The organism is Sphingomonas alpina, assembly GCF_014490665.1.
In the GTDB taxonomy this organism is placed as follows: Bacteria; Pseudomonadota; Alphaproteobacteria; order Sphingomonadales; family Sphingomonadaceae; genus Sphingomonas; species Sphingomonas alpina.
In genome coordinates, this window is the sequence record NZ_CP061038.1 from 3,594,050 (window position 1) to 3,609,642 (window position 15,593).

The 15,593-nt window shown below is 66.9% G+C and carries 13 protein-coding genes; 5 read left to right on the forward strand and 8 right to left on the reverse strand.

Annotated elements, in window-relative coordinates:
* The first annotated feature begins 214 nt into the window (after nucleotides 1-214).
* Nucleotides 215-676 carry an SRPBCC family protein gene (locus H3Z74_RS16830; RefSeq protein WP_187760730.1) on the forward strand — a complete coding sequence of 154 codons (462 nt, stop codon included), beginning with the start codon at nucleotides 215-217 and terminating at the stop codon, nucleotides 674-676.
* A 109-nt stretch (nucleotides 677-785) separates the two neighbouring features.
* Here the strand turns inward: H3Z74_RS16830 and H3Z74_RS16835 are convergent, their stop codons facing one another.
* Nucleotides 786-2,111, reverse strand: coding sequence for an L-serine ammonia-lyase (locus H3Z74_RS16835; protein WP_187764375.1), 1,326 nt, complete (start codon nucleotides 2,109-2,111; stop codon nucleotides 786-788).
* 269 nt (nucleotides 2,112-2,380) lie between these two features.
* Between H3Z74_RS16835 and H3Z74_RS16840 the strand changes: the two genes are divergently transcribed.
* Entirely contained in the window at nucleotides 2,381-3,499 is a 1,119-nt protein-coding gene (locus H3Z74_RS16840; protein WP_187764376.1) for a DUF47 family protein, read from the forward strand.
* Between the two features lie 144 nt (nucleotides 3,500-3,643).
* The gene (locus H3Z74_RS16845) at nucleotides 3,644-4,642 is read left to right on the forward strand and encodes an inorganic phosphate transporter (protein WP_187760731.1); all 999 of its coding nucleotides are present in this window, start codon (nucleotides 3,644-3,646) and stop codon (nucleotides 4,640-4,642) included.
* 562 nt (nucleotides 4,643-5,204) lie between these two features.
* On the opposite strand, the gene H3Z74_RS16850 is transcribed toward H3Z74_RS16845, so the two are convergent.
* From H3Z74_RS16850 to H3Z74_RS16875, 6 genes are all read right to left on the reverse strand, one after another.
* Nucleotides 5,205-6,119 carry a cation diffusion facilitator family transporter gene (locus H3Z74_RS16850; protein WP_187760732.1) on the reverse strand — a complete coding sequence of 305 codons (915 nt, stop codon included), beginning with the start codon at nucleotides 6,117-6,119 and terminating at the stop codon, nucleotides 5,205-5,207.
* A gap of 14 nt (nucleotides 6,120-6,133) precedes the next feature.
* Nucleotides 6,134-9,373: an efflux RND transporter permease subunit gene (locus H3Z74_RS16855; RefSeq protein ID WP_187760733.1), complete on the reverse strand. Its 3,240-nt coding sequence runs from the start codon at nucleotides 9,371-9,373 to the stop codon at nucleotides 6,134-6,136.
* 3 nt (nucleotides 9,374-9,376) lie between these two features.
* Complete coding sequence (locus H3Z74_RS16860; protein ID WP_187760734.1) at nucleotides 9,377-10,543, reverse strand: efflux RND transporter periplasmic adaptor subunit; 1,167 nt, start codon at nucleotides 10,541-10,543, stop codon at nucleotides 9,377-9,379.
* A complete protein-coding gene (locus H3Z74_RS16865) occupies nucleotides 10,540-11,787 on the reverse strand; it encodes a TolC family protein (RefSeq protein WP_187760735.1) in 1,248 nt (415 codons plus the stop codon). Before H3Z74_RS16865 ends, H3Z74_RS16860 begins: the two co-directional genes overlap by 4 nt.
* Nucleotides 11,788-11,857: 70 nt before the next feature.
* On the reverse strand, nucleotides 11,858-12,193 hold the full coding sequence (locus H3Z74_RS16870) for a hypothetical protein (protein ID WP_187760736.1): 336 nt from the start codon (nucleotides 12,191-12,193) through the stop codon (nucleotides 11,858-11,860).
* 4 nt (nucleotides 12,194-12,197) lie between these two features.
* Nucleotides 12,198-12,860: a cation transporter gene (locus tag H3Z74_RS16875; RefSeq protein ID WP_187760737.1), complete on the reverse strand. Its 663-nt coding sequence runs from the start codon at nucleotides 12,858-12,860 to the stop codon at nucleotides 12,198-12,200.
* A gap of 71 nt (nucleotides 12,861-12,931) precedes the next feature.
* Between H3Z74_RS16875 and H3Z74_RS16880 the strand changes: the two genes are divergently transcribed.
* Entirely contained in the window at nucleotides 12,932-13,345 is a 414-nt protein-coding gene (locus H3Z74_RS16880) for a MerR family transcriptional regulator (RefSeq protein ID WP_187760738.1), read from the forward strand.
* On the opposite strand, the gene H3Z74_RS16885 is transcribed toward H3Z74_RS16880, so the two are convergent.
* Nucleotides 13,334-14,575 (reverse strand): SGNH/GDSL hydrolase family protein, encoded by a 1,242-nt coding sequence (locus H3Z74_RS16885; RefSeq protein WP_187760739.1) that lies wholly within the window; start codon nucleotides 14,573-14,575, stop codon nucleotides 13,334-13,336. The genes H3Z74_RS16880 and H3Z74_RS16885 overlap by 12 nt on opposite strands.
* 112 nt (nucleotides 14,576-14,687) lie before the next feature.
* Between H3Z74_RS16885 and H3Z74_RS16890 the strand changes: the two genes are divergently transcribed.
* Nucleotides 14,688-15,593 carry a LysR family transcriptional regulator gene (locus H3Z74_RS16890; RefSeq protein ID WP_187760740.1) on the forward strand — a complete coding sequence of 302 codons (906 nt, stop codon included), beginning with the start codon at nucleotides 14,688-14,690 and terminating at the stop codon, nucleotides 15,591-15,593.

Here is a 15,593-nt window from a genome sequence, read left to right on the forward strand (position 1 = left end):
GGGATAAGCGGCTGTCCTGTCTCACACGCCCATCTCCCCTGTTCCCGGCGCCAACGCAAGCGCGGCGCCGAGCGATGGACGATCGGCCTGAAATTCCGACCGCTTGGCGGCACGCCGCTCGCACAACCATCGCCGACATCGCACCGTCGGCACACGATGCGGCGCCATGCCCCGGCTCGGTGGACAGCGTGGACGAAAAGAAAGGGAGACGCACATGGCTTCGGTGACCGGCGAAATCAGGACGGCACTGGCGCCGGAACTGGCATGGGACGCGATCCGCGATGTCGGCGCGTTGCACACGCGGCTCGTGCCGGGCTTCGTCGTCGCGACGCGGCTCGAGCGCAATGGTGCTCCGATCCCGGATGCCGACGCCTCGATCGCCGGGGTGAGCCGGACGGTGCGCTTCGGCAATGGCATGGAAGCGGTCGAGCCGATCATCGACCGCGACGATCAGGCCCGGCGGCTGGTGTGGAGCGCGACCGGCGGGCCGCTCACTCATTACAATGCCTCGTGCCAGGTCTTTGCCGATGGCGATGGCGGCAGCCGCGTGATGTGGATCGCCGACCTGCTGCCCGACGCGGCGCGCGACCAGATCGGCGCGATGGTCGGCGAAGGACTGCGCGTGATGAAGCTGACATTCGACGAGGCCGCCGCCAAAAAACCAGAGCGAATTTAGGCGGGCCGAAACCACCCCTGAACCCGTTCGTGCCGAGCTTGCCGAAGCACCGTCTTTCTTTTTCCCACGTCAAACTAAGGGCGAACGGCGGGGGGTGATTTATCCGCCCTCAACACTCCACCACGTTCACTGCCAGCCCACCCAGGCTCGTTTCCTTGTACTTGGTACGCATGTCCTCGCCGGTCTGGCGCATCGTCTCGATCACCGCGTCGAGCGACACGATATGCGTGCCGTCGCCCTGCAGCGCGAGATGTGCGGCGTTGATCGCCTTGATCGCGCCCATCGCATTGCGCTCGATACATGGAATCTGCACCAGCCCGCCGATCGGATCGCAGGTCAGGCCGAGATTATGCTCCATGCCGATCTCGGCGGCATTTTCGACCTGTTCGTTGGTCCCGCCCAGCGCCGCGGCAAGCCCCGCCGCCGCCATCGAACAGGCGACGCCGACCTCTCCCTGGCAGCCCATCTCGGCCGCGGAGATCGAGGCGCGCTTCTTGTACAGCATTCCGATCGCCGCAGCGGTGATCAGCAGGATGCGCTCGCCGGCGACGGTCGGCGCATCGGTGAAGCGCTGATAGTAACGCAGCACTGCCGGGATCACGCCCGCCGCGCCATTGGTCGGCGCGGTCACCACGCGACCGCCGGCGGCATTCTCCTCGTTCACCGCCAGCGCCCACAGGCTCACCCAGTCGAATACCATTGACGGATGGACGCGCGGCAATTGCGCCACCAGCCGCTGATACACGCCGGCGGCACGACGCTTCACTTTCAGCCCGCCGGGGAGGATGCCTTCCTGCATGCTGCCGCGATCGATCGACGCTGCCATCGCTGCGCGCACCGTGTCGAGAAACCCGTCCAGTTCTTCGGGCGATCGCCACGCGACCTCATTGGCGATGACGATCTCGGCGATCGACATGCTGCGCTCACGCCCGATCGCGAGCAATTCGGCCGCCGACCCGAAGCCATAGGGAATGGCGATGTTGAGCAAGGCAGGCGCTGCATCCTCCAGCACGATCACCCCGCCGCCGACCGAATAATAGGTCTGGCTGAATTCGACCCCGTCGGCGCAACGCGCGCGGAAGCGCAGCGCATTGGGATGGCGCGGCAGGAACTCGCCCATCTTGAACAGCAGGTCGCTCGCTTCATCGAAGCCGATCTCGCGCTCACCCGCCAGTGCCATGCGCCCGGTCGCGCGGATCCGCGCCACTTCGCTGGTGACGGCATCGGGATCGATCGTCCCCGGATCATGGCCGGCCAGACCCAGGATCAACGCATTGTCGGTCGCGTGGCCCTTGCCGGTCAGTGCGAGCGAGCCATAGATCTCGACCAGCACGCGCTGCACGTCGAACGCAGCCGCCTCGCGCGCAAAGGCTAGCGCGGCGCGCATCGGGCCGACGGTGTGCGAACTGGACGGACCGATCCCGACGGTGAACATGTCCGCCACGCTGATCGGCCGGTCCGGTCCCCTTGCGGTCTGGGACGCGGCGGGGTCCACGATGGCGCGCGCGGTCAATTCAATGGTCACGATGATCCTTCCGGGGCGACGCCGCTCAAGCGCCGGCTGTCACCCCGGTCCTTTACGAGCCCCGCTCGCGCGCCGCAACGCTCGCCCGCCGCAATTGCCGTTCCGCATCAATCCCGCCATAGAGACGCCCCGCGGTCCTTTCCGGACCGGGCATTCGGCAACACCCAAGGACCCAGATCATCCGGCAGATCGGCGCACTCCCCTACAGAATCGACGCATCGGGCGCCGCCGAGATCATGCTGATCACCTCACGCGAGACACGGCGCTGGGTCATCCCCAAGGGCAATCCCATCAAGGGCATGGCGCCACACGAGGCGGCTGCGCAGGAGGCCTATGAGGAAGCCGGAATCCGCGGCTATCCCTGTCCCACCCCGGTCGGCGACTTCATCTATCGCAAGCACCGCCGTGCCGGCCGTTCGCGCGACATGACCGTCACTGTCTTTCCGCTCGCCTTTGTCGAGCAAGCCGGCGACTGGCCCGAACAGGATCAGCGCGACACGCGCTGGTTCCCGCTGGACAAGGCCGCCGCGGCGGTCGACGAACCCGGATTGAAGGCGATCATCGCCGCTTTCCGCGAACCCCCTATTCCGGCATCCTTTGCCGAACGCATGCTGCCCGTCGTCCGCACGGGCGCAAGAAGGAGAGTACCGATGCTGGGCTGGTTCCAGTCGCTGATGCCGAAGCAGGGCCGCTTCTTCGAATTGTTCGAGGCGCATGCCGCGACCCTGGTCGCCGGGGCCGACGCGCTGGCCAAACTGCTTCACGGCGAAGGCTCGATCGCCGATCAGGTGGCGGAGATCATCCGTCGCGAACATGAGGCCGACGACATCACCCGCGACGTGCTGCAGGACGTGCGCCGCGTGTTCGTGACGCCGTTCGACCGCAGCGCGATCACCGACCTGATCGGGGTGATGGACGATGCGATCGACCAGATGAACGGCACCGCCAAGGCGATCCAGCTCTATGAAGTGACTGACTTCACCGCGCAGATGCGCGACATGGCCGGCATCATCGTCGAGGCGGCACGCGTGACCGCCGAGGCGATCCCACTACTGCGCTCGGTCGCCAGCAATGGCGGGCGGCTCCACGAATTGACCTCACGTCTGATCCAGCTCGAGGGGCATGCCGACGACATCCACGATACCGGGGTGCAGGCCTTGTTCAAGGCGTCGCAGAATGGCGGCGATCCGATGGCGTTCATCGCCGGGCGCGAAATCTATTCCAGCCTGGAAAAGATCGTCGACCGGTTCGAGGATGTCGCCAATGAGATCCAGGGTCTCGTGATCGACCATGCGTAGGGCTTTGCTTGAAAGCGGTGCCAGCCCGCTCCCCCACCCGGCCTCCCACAGCGTATCCTGGATGGGTGGCCGGGTGGGGGAGCGGGCTGGCACCGCAAAAATGCGCTCTTTCGCGCATTTTCAAATAAACGCGGCAATCACCGCGTGACTCTTTCGCTTCCCCTGCTGATCGGGCTGATCGGCATTGCGCTGCTGTTCGATTTCCTGAACGGCCTGCACGATGCGGCGAATTCGATCGCGACGGTCGTCTCCACGCGCGTGCTGAAGCCGCAATATGCGGTGCTGTGGGCGGCGTTCTTCAACTTCATCGCCTTTGCCGTGTTCGGGCTACACGTCGCGCAGACCATCGGCACCGGCATCGTCCAGGCGCAGGTGATCGACCCGCAAGTGATCTTCGCCGCTTTGGTCGGTGCAATCTTCTGGAACGTCACGACCTGGATTCTCGGCATCCCTTCAAGCAGCAGCCATGCACTGATCGGCGGGCTGCTCGGCGCGGGCATCGCCAAGATCGGCTTTGGCGCGATCGTGTGGAGCGGGGTGATCAAGACCGTCGCCGCGATCTTCCTCTCGCCCGCGATCGGGCTGGGCCTCGCGCTGGTGCTGGTGCTGCTGGTCGCCTGGACCAGCTTGAGACTGACCCCGCTCGGCGTCGACAAGCGCTTCCGCAAGCTGCAGCTGATCTCGGCCGCGCTCTATTCGCTCGGCCATGGCGGCAATGACGCGCAGAAGACGATGGGGATCATCGCCGTGCTGCTCTATTCGCAGGGGCTTCTCCACGGCGGGTTCCATATCCCCTTCTGGGTCGTGCTGACCTGCCAGGCGGCGATGGCGCTCGGTACACTGTCGGGTGGCTGGCGCATCGTCCACACCATGGGGTCGAAGATCACCCGGCTGACCCCGGCCCAGGGCTTCTGCGCGGAAACCGGCGGCGCGATCACGCTGTTCGCGGCGAATTTCTGGGGCATCCCGGTCTCCTCGACTCACACCATCACCGGCGCGATCGTCGGCGTCGGCGCGGCGCGGCGGCTTTCGGCGGTGCGCTGGAACGTCGCGACCAACATCATTGTCGCCTGGACCGTTACGCTTCCGGCCGCTGCTTTGGTCGGTGCGGGGACGTATCTTGTGGCCGGGCTGTTCGTCTAGGCGATCCCGAACTGAGTCGATTCACTTCCTTCCGTTCGCCCTGAGCCTGTCGAAGGGTCGTTCTTCCTTCTCTGACGCGGAAGGAAGGGCGATGCTTCGACAAGCTCAGCACGAACGGGCGAAGGGATTCCCTCAGGCCGCCGCGCGCACCGCGACCGATTCAACCTTGCGGCGAGTCATGACAGCGTGGCGGCGGACGGAATGCCAACCGGCGTCGAGCCCCGCTCTTTGACATGACTGGACAATATTCGGCGTTTGCGACCGCTGCTTCGGCAATAACAGCGGTGGGCTCACCCCTGTTATTGCGCTTTCCACCCCTGTTATGGATAACAGGGGTGGAATGGGCCAAGATACTGTAAGCAGGTCAAAAATCGGCACTTCAAATCCAACATAACAGGGGTCGTTTTTTTATTCCGGAAATAACAGCGGAAAACCGGGTGCAATGCGGCTGCGACTCGCATCGCAAACCTCCGTTCGCCCTGAGCCTGTCGAAGGGCATGTTCGCGCATTGGCTTCGACAGGCTCAGCCCGAACGGGAGGGAACGGACCAACTCAGCTAACTCTAGGGATGCACCTGCCCACCAGCCTCGCATTCCTCGCCCGGCCCTTCGGTCTGAACGGTCGCATGGCCGATCTCGAACTGCTGATCGAGCAAGGCGACCACCCGGCTCCTCACCTCGTCGGGTGCGGCGCCCTCCCCAAGTGTGACATGCGCCGTGCACGAGATGTCGTCATTGCTCATCGACCAGATATGCAGGTCATGGACGTTCACGACGCCGGGTACCCCCGCGATCGCGGCCCGCACCTTGTTCAGCTCGATGCCGTTCGGCACGCCTTCGAGCAGGACGTTGGTCGTATCGCGCAGCAGAATCCAGGTGCGCGGCAGCACCCACAGGCCGATCCCGACGGCGACGATCGGGTCGACCCAGGTCCAGCCGGTGAAGCGGATCGCGATCGCCCCGGCAATCACACCGACCGAGCCGATCATGTCCGCCCAGACTTCGAGATAGGCGCCCTTGACGTTGAAACTCTTGTCCTTGCCCGACATGAGCAGCCGCATCGAGACGATGTTCACCACAAGGCCGACCGCGGCGACGATCATCATGCCGGTGGACTGGACCGGCTCGGGATCGGAGAAACGCCTGATCGCCTCGACCAGCACATAGATCGCGATCGCAAACAGCAAGACCGCGTTGAAGGCCGCCGCCAATATCTCGAAGCGGCGATAGCCGAAGGTGCGGCGATCATCCGCCGGCTTCTGGCCAAAGCGGATCGCCAGCAGCGCGATGACCAGCGCCGCGACATCGGTCATCATGTGCGCGGCGTCGGACAATAATGCCAGGCTGTTGAAGTAGAAGCCGCCGATGACCTCCGCGACGAGATAAATGGAGGTCAGCGCCAGCGCCCAGCTCAGCTTCGTCGCATTGGCACCGGCGGTATGATCATGGGCGTGTCCGCCCGCTGCGTGATCGTGCATCGTCATCTCCTCTCTCAGGCCGTGGCCGGCACGACATGGGGTTGCGACCTCCAACGCGCGGCCCGTTCGCCCAGGCCCAGCACCACCTTGGATATGGCCGGCAGCACCAGCAACGTCAGGATCGTCGCCGCGATCAGCCCGCCGATCACCACCGTGGCGAGCGGCTTCTGCACTTCGGCGCCAGTGCCGGTGGCGAGCGCCATCGGGACGAAGCCGATCGCCGGCACGAGGCCGGTCATGATCACCGGCCGGACCTTTTCGAACATTCCCTCGGTAATCGCCCGTCCCAGTTCGATCCCCGCCTCCAGCTTTTCGCGGATCGCCGTCATCACCACCAGACCGTTGAGCACTGCGACGCCGGCCAGGCAGATAAACCCGACCGCCGCCGAGACGGAGAAGGCGATGCCCGTCACCCAGAGCGTGAACACGCCGCCGGCAAGACCCAACGGCACCGCGAGGAACACCGACGCCGCCCGCGCGAACCCGCCCAGCGCCATGTAGAGCAAGCCGAAGATCGCCAGGAAGCATAGCGGCACGACGATCGCGAGGCGCTGCGACGCGGCCTGGAGGCTCTGGAACTGGCCGCCCCATTCAAGATAGGAACCCGCCGGCAGCGCCAGCGTGTCGACCTTGGCCTGCGCTTCGAGTACGAATGACCCCACATCGCGGCCGCGCACATTGGCCTGGATCACCACGCGCCTCTTGCCATTCTCCCGGCTGATCTGGTTCAGCCCCTCACTGAAGCGGAATCGCGCCACTTGCGACAGCGGCACCGAGCCCCGTCTTTCCCCCGCTTCCTGCGGCAGGAGCACGGGAAGGGCGGCCAGCGCATCGAGGCTCTCGCGCGTCGCCGCCGGTACGCGCACCGTCACTTCGAAGCGGCGGTCGCCCTCGAACAACAGCCCCGCGTCGCGCCCCGCCATCGCGGCGGCGACTGTATCGGCGACTTCCGCGACGGTCAGGCCATAGCGCGCGATCGCCGCGCGATCGAACGTCACGTCGAGCGTCGGCGAGCCGCTGGTCTGTTCGGCTTTCACGTCGGCGGCGCCGGTTATGGTCTGGAGCACACGCACGATATGCTGGGCCGCTGCGCCCATCTTGTCGAGATCGTCGCCATACAGCTTGATCGCGACATCGCCGCGCACGCCGGCGATCAGCTCGTTGAAGCGCAGCTGGATCGGCTGGCTGACCTCGAAGGCGTTACCGATCTTGGCGCCGGACTTCTCCTCGATCCGCCTCAGCACATCGGCCTTGCTGGTCACGCCCGCCGGCCATTCCGACTGCGGCTTGAGGATCACGAACCCGTCCGAGACATTCGGCGGCATCGGATCTGTCGCCACTTCGGCCGTGCCGGTCTTGGAGAACATCACCGCCACTTCGGGCAGGCTGGTGACGGCGCGCTCGACCTCGCGCTGCATGGCGAGCGACTTTTCGAGACTGACCGAGGGCACGCGGGTCGAGGCAAGCGCGACATTCTTCTCGTCGAGCTGCGGGATGAACTCCTGCCCCAGTGACCCGAACACCAGCAGCGACGCCGCAAAGAAGGCGACCCCGGCGCCAATGAACGGCCAGGGCCGGGCCACCGCCCGGTCGAGCAACGGCGCATAAAGCGCCTTGGTCCGGGCGATGATCCACACCTCTTTCTCCGAGACCTTGCCGCGGATCAGCAAGGCGACCAGTGCCGGGACGAGGGTCAGCGCCAGGATGAAGGCCGCGACCAGCGCCAGCATGATCGTGATCGCCATCGGCGAGAAGGTCTTGCCTTCGACGCCGGTGAACATCAACAGCGGCGCAAAGGCGAGCAGGATGATCGCCTGGCCGAACACCGTCGGCCTGATCATCTCCTGCGACGCCCGCATCGTCTCCTCGAGCCGCTCGCTCAGCATGAGCAGCCGCCCTTCATGTTCCTGGCGAAGCGCGAGCCGCGCCAGGCAATTCTCGATGATGATCACTGCACCATCGACGATCAGGCCGAAATCGAGCGCGCCCAGGCTCATCAGGTTGCCGGGCACCCGAAAGGCATTCATGCCCATCGCCATCATCAGGAACGAGAAGGGGATGACGAGCACCGCGATGATCGCGGCGCGGACATTGCCGAGCAGCAGGAACAGCGCGATCGCGACGAGGATCGCGCCTTCGGCCAGGTTCTTCTGCACCGTCGCGACCGTCGCATTGACCAGCTTCGACCGGTCGAGCACGGTCGTCACCTTGATCCCCGGCGGCAGCGATTTGGCGATGCCGTCGAGCCGCTCGCCGACGCTGCGCGCGACCACCCGGCTATTCTCGCCGATCAGCATCAGCGCGGTTCCGATCACCGCTTCATGGCCGTTCTGGCTTGCCGCGCCAGTGCGCAGCTCGCCGCCGATCTTCACTTCGGCGACATCCTTGACCGCGACCGGCACCCCGCCGCGCGTCGCGACGATCGCATCGGCAATCTCATCGACATCGCGGATCCGGGCATCGGCGCGAACCAGGAACGCCTCGCCACCGCGATTGAAGTAATTGGCGCCAACCGCAAGGTTCGCCGCCTCCAGCGCCTTGGCCAGCTCGGAATAGGAGATGCCGTAGGAGGACAGCTTCACCGCGTCGGGCTCGACGACATATTGCTTGGCATAGCCGCCGATCGAATCGATCCCGGCGACACCCTGGACGGTACGCAGCTGCGGCCGGATGATCCAGTCCTGCACCGTGCGCAGATAGGCCGCCCGACCGACCTCATCGGTGAGCCGCGCGCCCTCGGGGGTGAGGAAGCTGCCGTCCGACTGCCAGCCCGGCCGGCCATTGCGAATGGTCGCGCCCTTGCCGCCCGGGTTGGTGAAGTCGACCGAATACATCAGCACTTCGCCAAGCCCGGTGGTGACCGGCCCGATCTGCGGCTGCACGCCATCGGGAATCGTGTCACGTGCCTGGGCGAGGCGTTCGCTGACTTGCTGGCGCGCGAAATAGAGGTCGGTCTTGTCGCTGAAGATCGCCGACACCTGGCTGAACCCGTTGCGCGACAACGAGCGGGTGGTCTCCAGGCCGGGAATGCCGGCCAGCGCGGTCTCGATCGGGAAAGTGACGCGCTTCTCGATCTCGACCGGCGACAGTCCGCGCTCGACCGTATTGATCTGGACCTGGTTGTTGGTGATGTCGGGCACCGCATCGATCGGCAATCTGGTGAGCTGCCAGGCACCGAAGCCGGCGACGATCAGAAAGAGCAGGACCACCGCCCAGCGGGCGCGGACGGAAAAGGCCATAAGGTTCGCAATCATGGCCTAGTCCTCCTCGCCAGCGCCCTTGGCCAGTTCGGCCTTGAGCAGGAATGCCTCGCCGGTCGCGATGACTTGACCGGCGGCAAGGCCGGAGAGGATTTCGATCCGCCCGGCGCTGCGCCGGCCCGTCGTTACCGGCCGTGCGCGGAAGCCGTTCGCGCTGCGCACGAACACGACGTCGCGCCCCTCGAGCGACTGGACCGCGCTTTCCGGCACGACGATGCCACCCGCTTGCCCGGCGGCGGCCGGCTTCAGCCGCACCTGCACCGACTGGCCCGGTTGCAGCGCCCCGTCCGCGGCATCGATCACGGCGGTCGCCGCGCGCGTCTCGCCGCTCAGCGTCGGTGTTACGGCGCGGACTCGCGCCGCGATGGTCCGTCCGTCGGGCAGTTCGATCACTGCCGCATCGCCAGCGGCGATCCGCTGCGCATCGATCGCCCCGAGCGCCGCCTCGATCTGGATCAGGCGTGGATCGGCGACCCGGAACAACTCGGTGTCCGCCTGCACGAATGCGCCGAGGCTGACCTGCTGCACAGTGATCCGGCCGGAGATGGGGCTGGAGACGATCACGCCGCGCCCGTCGCGCGTGACGTTCGCTGCACCCGCCGAGACGCGCGCACGACGTGCCTCGGCATTGGCTACGGCGGCTTCCGCCTCGGCCCGTTCCAGATCGACGCGCGCCGACACTTTCTGCCCATAGAGATAGCGCTCACGCGCCACACCGCGCGCCGCGAGGCTTGCCCGGGCAGCAGCTGTGGCGCCATCGGCGGCGATCTGTGCCGCCTCGCGGCTCTCGATGATCGCCAGCGGTTCGCCCGCTCGCACCTGGTCGCCCAGCCGCTTGAACACGCGCGTCACTGCGCCGCTCGCGCGAGCCGTGACCAGCGCCTCGCCATTCGGCGCAGCGGTGACGGTGGCATGCGCGACAATCTCCGCCGCCAGCCCACCGGCCGCGATCGTCTGGGTCGTGATGCCCGCCTCGTGGATCGCGGCGGCGGTCATCTCGACCGCGTCGTTCGCCGGCGTCTTGCCGGCGGCGTCTGCATTGGCCTTGGGCGCGACCGGCTCGGCCGCATCGCTGGTACAGCGCGCGACGGAGAACCCGCTCGCCGCCGCGACAAGGATGGCGGCGGCAATGCTGCCGGCCAGGCGTTTGTCCTGAAGGATCATTGAGTGTCTCCGGAATAAAGTGGCGCAGGAGCGGTCAGCCGCTTCAGCCGCGCTTCGGCATCATGATATGCGGCCAGCGCATCGATCGACGCACCGCGCGTTTCGGCCAGCGTGCGTTCGGCCTCGAGCAACTCGAGCTGGCCGAACTTGCCCTGGCCATAGCCAATGCGTGCAATCCGCGCCGCCTCGACAGCCGCCGCCAGCCCTGCCCCGCCCGCCGCTCTCGCAGTCGCCGCTTCATTGTCGCGCTCGGCCTCGGCACTGGCGATCGCCTGCTCGGCGTCGGTCAGGGTCAACCGGCGCTGCGCATCGGCATGGTCCCGCTCGGCCCGCGCCTGATCGAGCGCGGCACGGCCATTGTTGAACAGCGGGATCGGGATCGACACGCCGAACACTGCCGCCATGTCATTGGTCGCCGCCAGCCGCCGCGCGCCCGCGCTCAGGGTGATGTCGGGCACACGCTGCGACCGCGCGAGCCGCACCTGTGCATCGGCGGTGGCGAGATCGGCCTTTGCCGCCGCCCAGGCCAGCGTCCTCTCGGCGCGCACCGGGATCGCCGGACCATAGCCGCCGACCCGGTCGAACCAGCCCAGGTCGAGCGCCCCGGTCACTGGCTGACCCGTCAGCCGCGCCAGCGCATCACGCGCTACCGTGACCGCGCGCCGCGCACGATCGAGCGCAGTTGCGGCGTTGATCCGCAGCACATCGGCGCGCTGCTCGTCGATCGGCGAGGTCGCGCCGACCTGCACCCGGTCGCGCGCAACACGCAGGCCCTCATCGGCAATCTCGGCCTGCGTCTGCGCCACGCCCAGCCGCCGCTCCGCCGCGACCGCCGCGATATAGACCTGGGTCACCCGCAGCCGCAGGTCGCCCAGCATCATGACGGCCGCGACCTGAGCGCGGGTCCGCCGCGAGTCCGCTACTGCGATCCGCGCCGAACGCTTCCCGCCCAGCTCGAGGGGCAATTGCAGGCTGGCGGTGGTCTCCGCGCTAGACAGCCCGTGATAGCTGCCCGTGCCGATAACATTCTCGGCCTGGATCTGGACCGACGGGTTGGGCCGCAGCCCGGCCACGATGCGGCCCGCATCGGCGGCGCGTACCCCGGCCTCTCCCATTTCGACCGCGGGCGACGCCGCCCCGGCCTGCGCCAACGCCTGTTCGAGCGTCAGCACTTCTCCTGATTGCGCCTGTGCGACACCCGCACAGAACGCGGCAGCCAGCATGGCCGCGATGAAACGATACATTTGAAAACACTCCTGACGGACAAGACTCCGGCAGCGCGGCGCACATCGCGTCGCGGCCGGGGGGCGGCCGTCAGGTTTGGGGCGGTCTCAGCGCAGGATCGGTCGGGCTCGTCACCCCATCCCGGAAATCGGCGAGCGTCGGAATCGACGCGACCCGGGCATGACCGATGTTATCGGCATCGGCGACGGGCGCCGCGACATGATGCCCATGGCACCCGCCGTGATGATGCGGAAAGCCGCTATCGCCGTCCATCGGCACCTGGTCGGAATCGCCATCGCTATGCCCGGCACTCACTTCCGTATCGGTGGTCGCGCAACCGATCGGCTCCGATGCATGCGCGACTGACCCGAGCCCGAGCGACAGCGCGAGCATGAGACAGGTCAGGAGCAGGAGCATCCGGTGCATCGCCTCACTCACTAGCAGCGATCGCGCCATGATGGGAAGCGATCGATCCGTCGGATGCGCGATCCGCGCGCAGTTCCTGCCGCGCCTGGCGCATGATCTGCGCCCCGCCGCTCAGCCCCAGCACGGCGAGGATCGTCGCGACGATCAGGTCGGGCCACATCGTGCCGGTGCCGAACACGCCGCCCGCCGCCAGCACCACGGCGACATTGCCGATCGCGTCATTGCGCGAACAGATCCACACCGAGCGCATGTTCGCATCGCCCTGGCGGTAGCGGTACAGCAGCGCCGCGACACCGCCATTGGCGATCAGCGCCATCACGCCGATCACGCCCATCGGCACCGCCTGCGGCGATGCGCCGGCGAGCGCCGCCCAGCCGGCCGTCACCAGCACCCAGGCCCCAAGCACGGTCAGCGTCGCGCCTTTGGCAAAGGCGGCGCGGGCGCGCCAGCGCAGCGCCATGCCGGCCACCACCAGGCTGATCGCATAGCTCGCCGAATCCCCGAAAAAGTCGAGCGCATCGGCCTGCAACGCGCGCGATTCCGCCGTTGCGCCGACCACCAGCTCGATCGCGAACATCGTCGCATTGACGATCAGCGCGATCCACAACACGCGGCGCCAGCGCGGATCATTGGCCGGTTTCTGGTTCGCGCAACTGTTGCAGGCCATGATCGCGGCTCCTCGACCGACTCGACGATCCGCGCTATATGCACCCTGTAGCAACTACAGGGTCAAGGCCTATGAGCGATCTCAAGATCGGCGACCTCGCGCGCGCCACCGGCACCGGCGTCGAGACGGTCAGATGGTATGAGAAGGTCGGGCTGCTCGCCCGCCCGCCGCGCACCGCATCGAACTATCGCAGCTATGGCCATAGCGACCTGATGCGGCTGAGCTTCATCCGCCGCGCCCGCGACCTGGGCTTTTCGATCGACCAGATCCGCACCATGCTCGACCTGTCGGACGACCGCAGCCGCGACTGCGCGACGATCGATGCGATCGCGTCGGAGAATCTGACCGAGATCGACCGCAAGATCGCCGACCTCACCGCACTGCGCGGCGAGTTGGCAAATATGGTCGTCTCGTGCCGCGGCGGCAGCGTCGCGGATTGCCGGATCCTCGAGGCGCTCGCGCCAGTCCAGCGCTCACCGGCCTGAACCTCCGATCAGCGTCGCGAGATCGATCGCCCCGGCCATCGCCGCATTGCCCGCATCGCCGGGATGCAGCCGGTCGCCCGAATCATAATCCCGCCGCAAGGTCGCCGGAGCAGCCGGATCGCTGAGCAACCGGTCGAAATCGACCACCGTGTCGAACGTCCCGCTGCTGCGGATCCAGTCATTGATCCGCCGCCGCAGCGAATCCTTCTCCGCGCTATAGTAAGTCGCCGCCATCGGCGTGCCGGGCAGCGCGCCCGCAAACGGGGTCAAGGTCGCGCCGACCACCCGCACCCCATTGGCATGCGCCCGCGCGACGATCTGGCGGTAACCGGCGGCCAGCCGCTCGAAACGCATCGGCGGCTCGTCCGGCGCGAACGGTGTCCCCGGCCAGGCAATGTCGTTGATGCCGAGCAGCAGGATCAATGTCCGCACCCCAGGCTGGGCCAGCACATCGCGATCGATCCGCGCCAGCGCATTGCTGCCCATCCCGTCGCTGAGCAGCCGTGCACCCGAAATGCCCGCATTGACCACCGAAATGCCCTGCGGCGCGGCGCGCGCGGCGAGATAGTCCGGCCAGCGCCGCTCCGCCTCCATCGTCGCGCCCGCGCCATCGGTGATCGAATCGCCGAGCACCACCACCGTCCCGCGCGCCGTCGGCGCCTCGACCAGCACATCCGACAGGAACAGCCTTACGCTCGTCAGATCGGGCCGGGCGAATGCGGGCGCGGCAAGATGATCGCCGCGCAGGATATAGGCACTGCGTCGCCCGTCCCAATGAAAGGAGTCCACCGGCACCGCCCCCCGGAAATACAGGCTGACCGCGAGATCCGCCGCTGCGCCGACCGGCAGCGATACCGCATCGCTCAGTACTGACGCACCCGGCGCGAGAACCACGCCGGGCTCGCCGCCAAAGGTCACCACCCGGTCGGTCACGCCAGCGATCGCCGAACCGCCGGTCGATCGTGCCAGATGTACTCCGGCAATCCGCACCGGCGACCGGCCATATGCATTGGACAAGCGGATCCGCACGCGCGTGCCGCCGATACCGATCCGCACCACCTGGCGCACGGTGCGATCCTCAAGCGAGACCGGAACCCCTGCCGGCAGCACGAAACCCTCACCCCACACTGCTTGCGGGCTCGCGCTCCACCCCGGCACCCAGTCGGCGGCAAGGGCGCTCCCCGGCGCAACCAGGGCGAGAGCGGCAAGCGCGGCAGACAGACGGTTCATCGAGCATCCCTTCGGCTAAGGGCACAGCGCCCTCGTTCCGCTCGAGATGGACCCGCCGCCATCCGTGAAGTAGAGAGCATCAAGGCACATCATTCGGGAATTGACGGCACAAATGGCACGAGCCGATACCAATCGTGCGGGCGAGATGGAGATGTTCGTCCGCGTGGTCGAAAGCGGTGGCTTCTCCGCCGCGGCACAGGCCGCCAGCCTCACCCCTTCGGCGGTCAGCAAGCTCGTCGCGCGGCTGGAAACCCGGCTTGGCGTGCGATTGGCGCAGCGCTCGACGCGCCATTTCGCCCTCACGCCGGAAGGGCAGGATTATTACGATCGCGCACTCCGCATTCTCGCCGATCTGGACGAGGCGGAGCGCACCGCCGGAGCGGGCGGCCGGCCGGTGGGGCGTCTGCGCATCAGCAGTAGCGCCTCCTATGTCACACATGTTCTTGCGCCGATCCTTCCCGCCTTTCTCCATGCCTGGCCCGATGTCGATATCGATATCGTCCAAACCGACACCGTGATCGACCTGCTTGCCGATCGCACCGACATTGCGGTCCGGGCCGGCCCGATGCCCGATTCCCGGCTGGTCGCGCGCAAGCTTGGCGAGACGCGAATGATGATCGTCGCCGCGCCCGGCTGGATCGCCCGCCACGGAACGCCGCATACCCCGGCCGAGCTCGAACGGCACGACCGGCTCGGCTTCGCCTATTCGCGCGCCACCAATGGCTGGCCGCTGCTCGACCAGGGCAGTGAGACGCTGTTGCCCTTGGCGGCGCGGATTCGGGTGAGCGACGGTGAAGGCATTCGTCGCTTCGCCCTGGCCGGCATCGGCATAGCCCGCCTCGCCACCTTCACCATCGGCGATGATCTCGCTTCGGGCCGGCTGGTGCCACTGCTCGAAGAGTATAACCCGGGCGATACCGAAGCCTTTCACGCCGTCTTTCTCGGCCGGTCGGAATCGTTACCGGCGCGGGCGCGGGTGTTTCTCGATCATCTCGCCGAGCATGGCCGGGTCGCCTGA

Bases quoted from the DNA above. Each gene is read 5' to 3' on its own strand.
- H3Z74_RS16830 (WP_187760730.1), top strand. From the start codon at position 215: ATGGCTTCGGTGACCGGCGAAATCAGGACGGCACTGGCGCCGGAACTG.
- H3Z74_RS16850 (WP_187760732.1), bottom strand. From the start codon at position 6,119: ATGCACGATCACGCAGCGGGCGGACACGCCCATGATCATACCGCCGGT.
- H3Z74_RS16875 (WP_187760737.1), bottom strand. From the start codon at position 12,860: ATGGCCTGCAACAGTTGCGCGAACCAGAAACCGGCCAATGATCCGCGC.
- H3Z74_RS16855 (WP_187760733.1), bottom strand. From the start codon at position 9,373: ATGATTGCGAACCTTATGGCCTTTTCCGTCCGCGCCCGCTGGGCGGTG.
- H3Z74_RS16860 (WP_187760734.1), bottom strand. From the start codon at position 10,543: ATGATCCTTCAGGACAAACGCCTGGCCGGCAGCATTGCCGCCGCCATC.
- H3Z74_RS16835 (WP_187764375.1), bottom strand. From the start codon at position 2,111: ATGTTCACCGTCGGGATCGGTCCGTCCAGTTCGCACACCGTCGGCCCG.
- H3Z74_RS16885 (WP_187760739.1), bottom strand. From the start codon at position 14,575: ATGAACCGTCTGTCTGCCGCGCTTGCCGCTCTCGCCCTGGTTGCGCCG.
- H3Z74_RS16880 (WP_187760738.1), top strand. From the start codon at position 12,932: ATGAGCGATCTCAAGATCGGCGACCTCGCGCGCGCCACCGGCACCGGC.
- H3Z74_RS16865 (WP_187760735.1), bottom strand. From the start codon at position 11,787: ATGTATCGTTTCATCGCGGCCATGCTGGCTGCCGCGTTCTGTGCGGGT.
- H3Z74_RS16890 (WP_187760740.1), top strand. From the start codon at position 14,688: ATGGCACGAGCCGATACCAATCGTGCGGGCGAGATGGAGATGTTCGTC.
- H3Z74_RS16870 (WP_187760736.1), bottom strand. From the start codon at position 12,193: ATGCACCGGATGCTCCTGCTCCTGACCTGTCTCATGCTCGCGCTGTCG.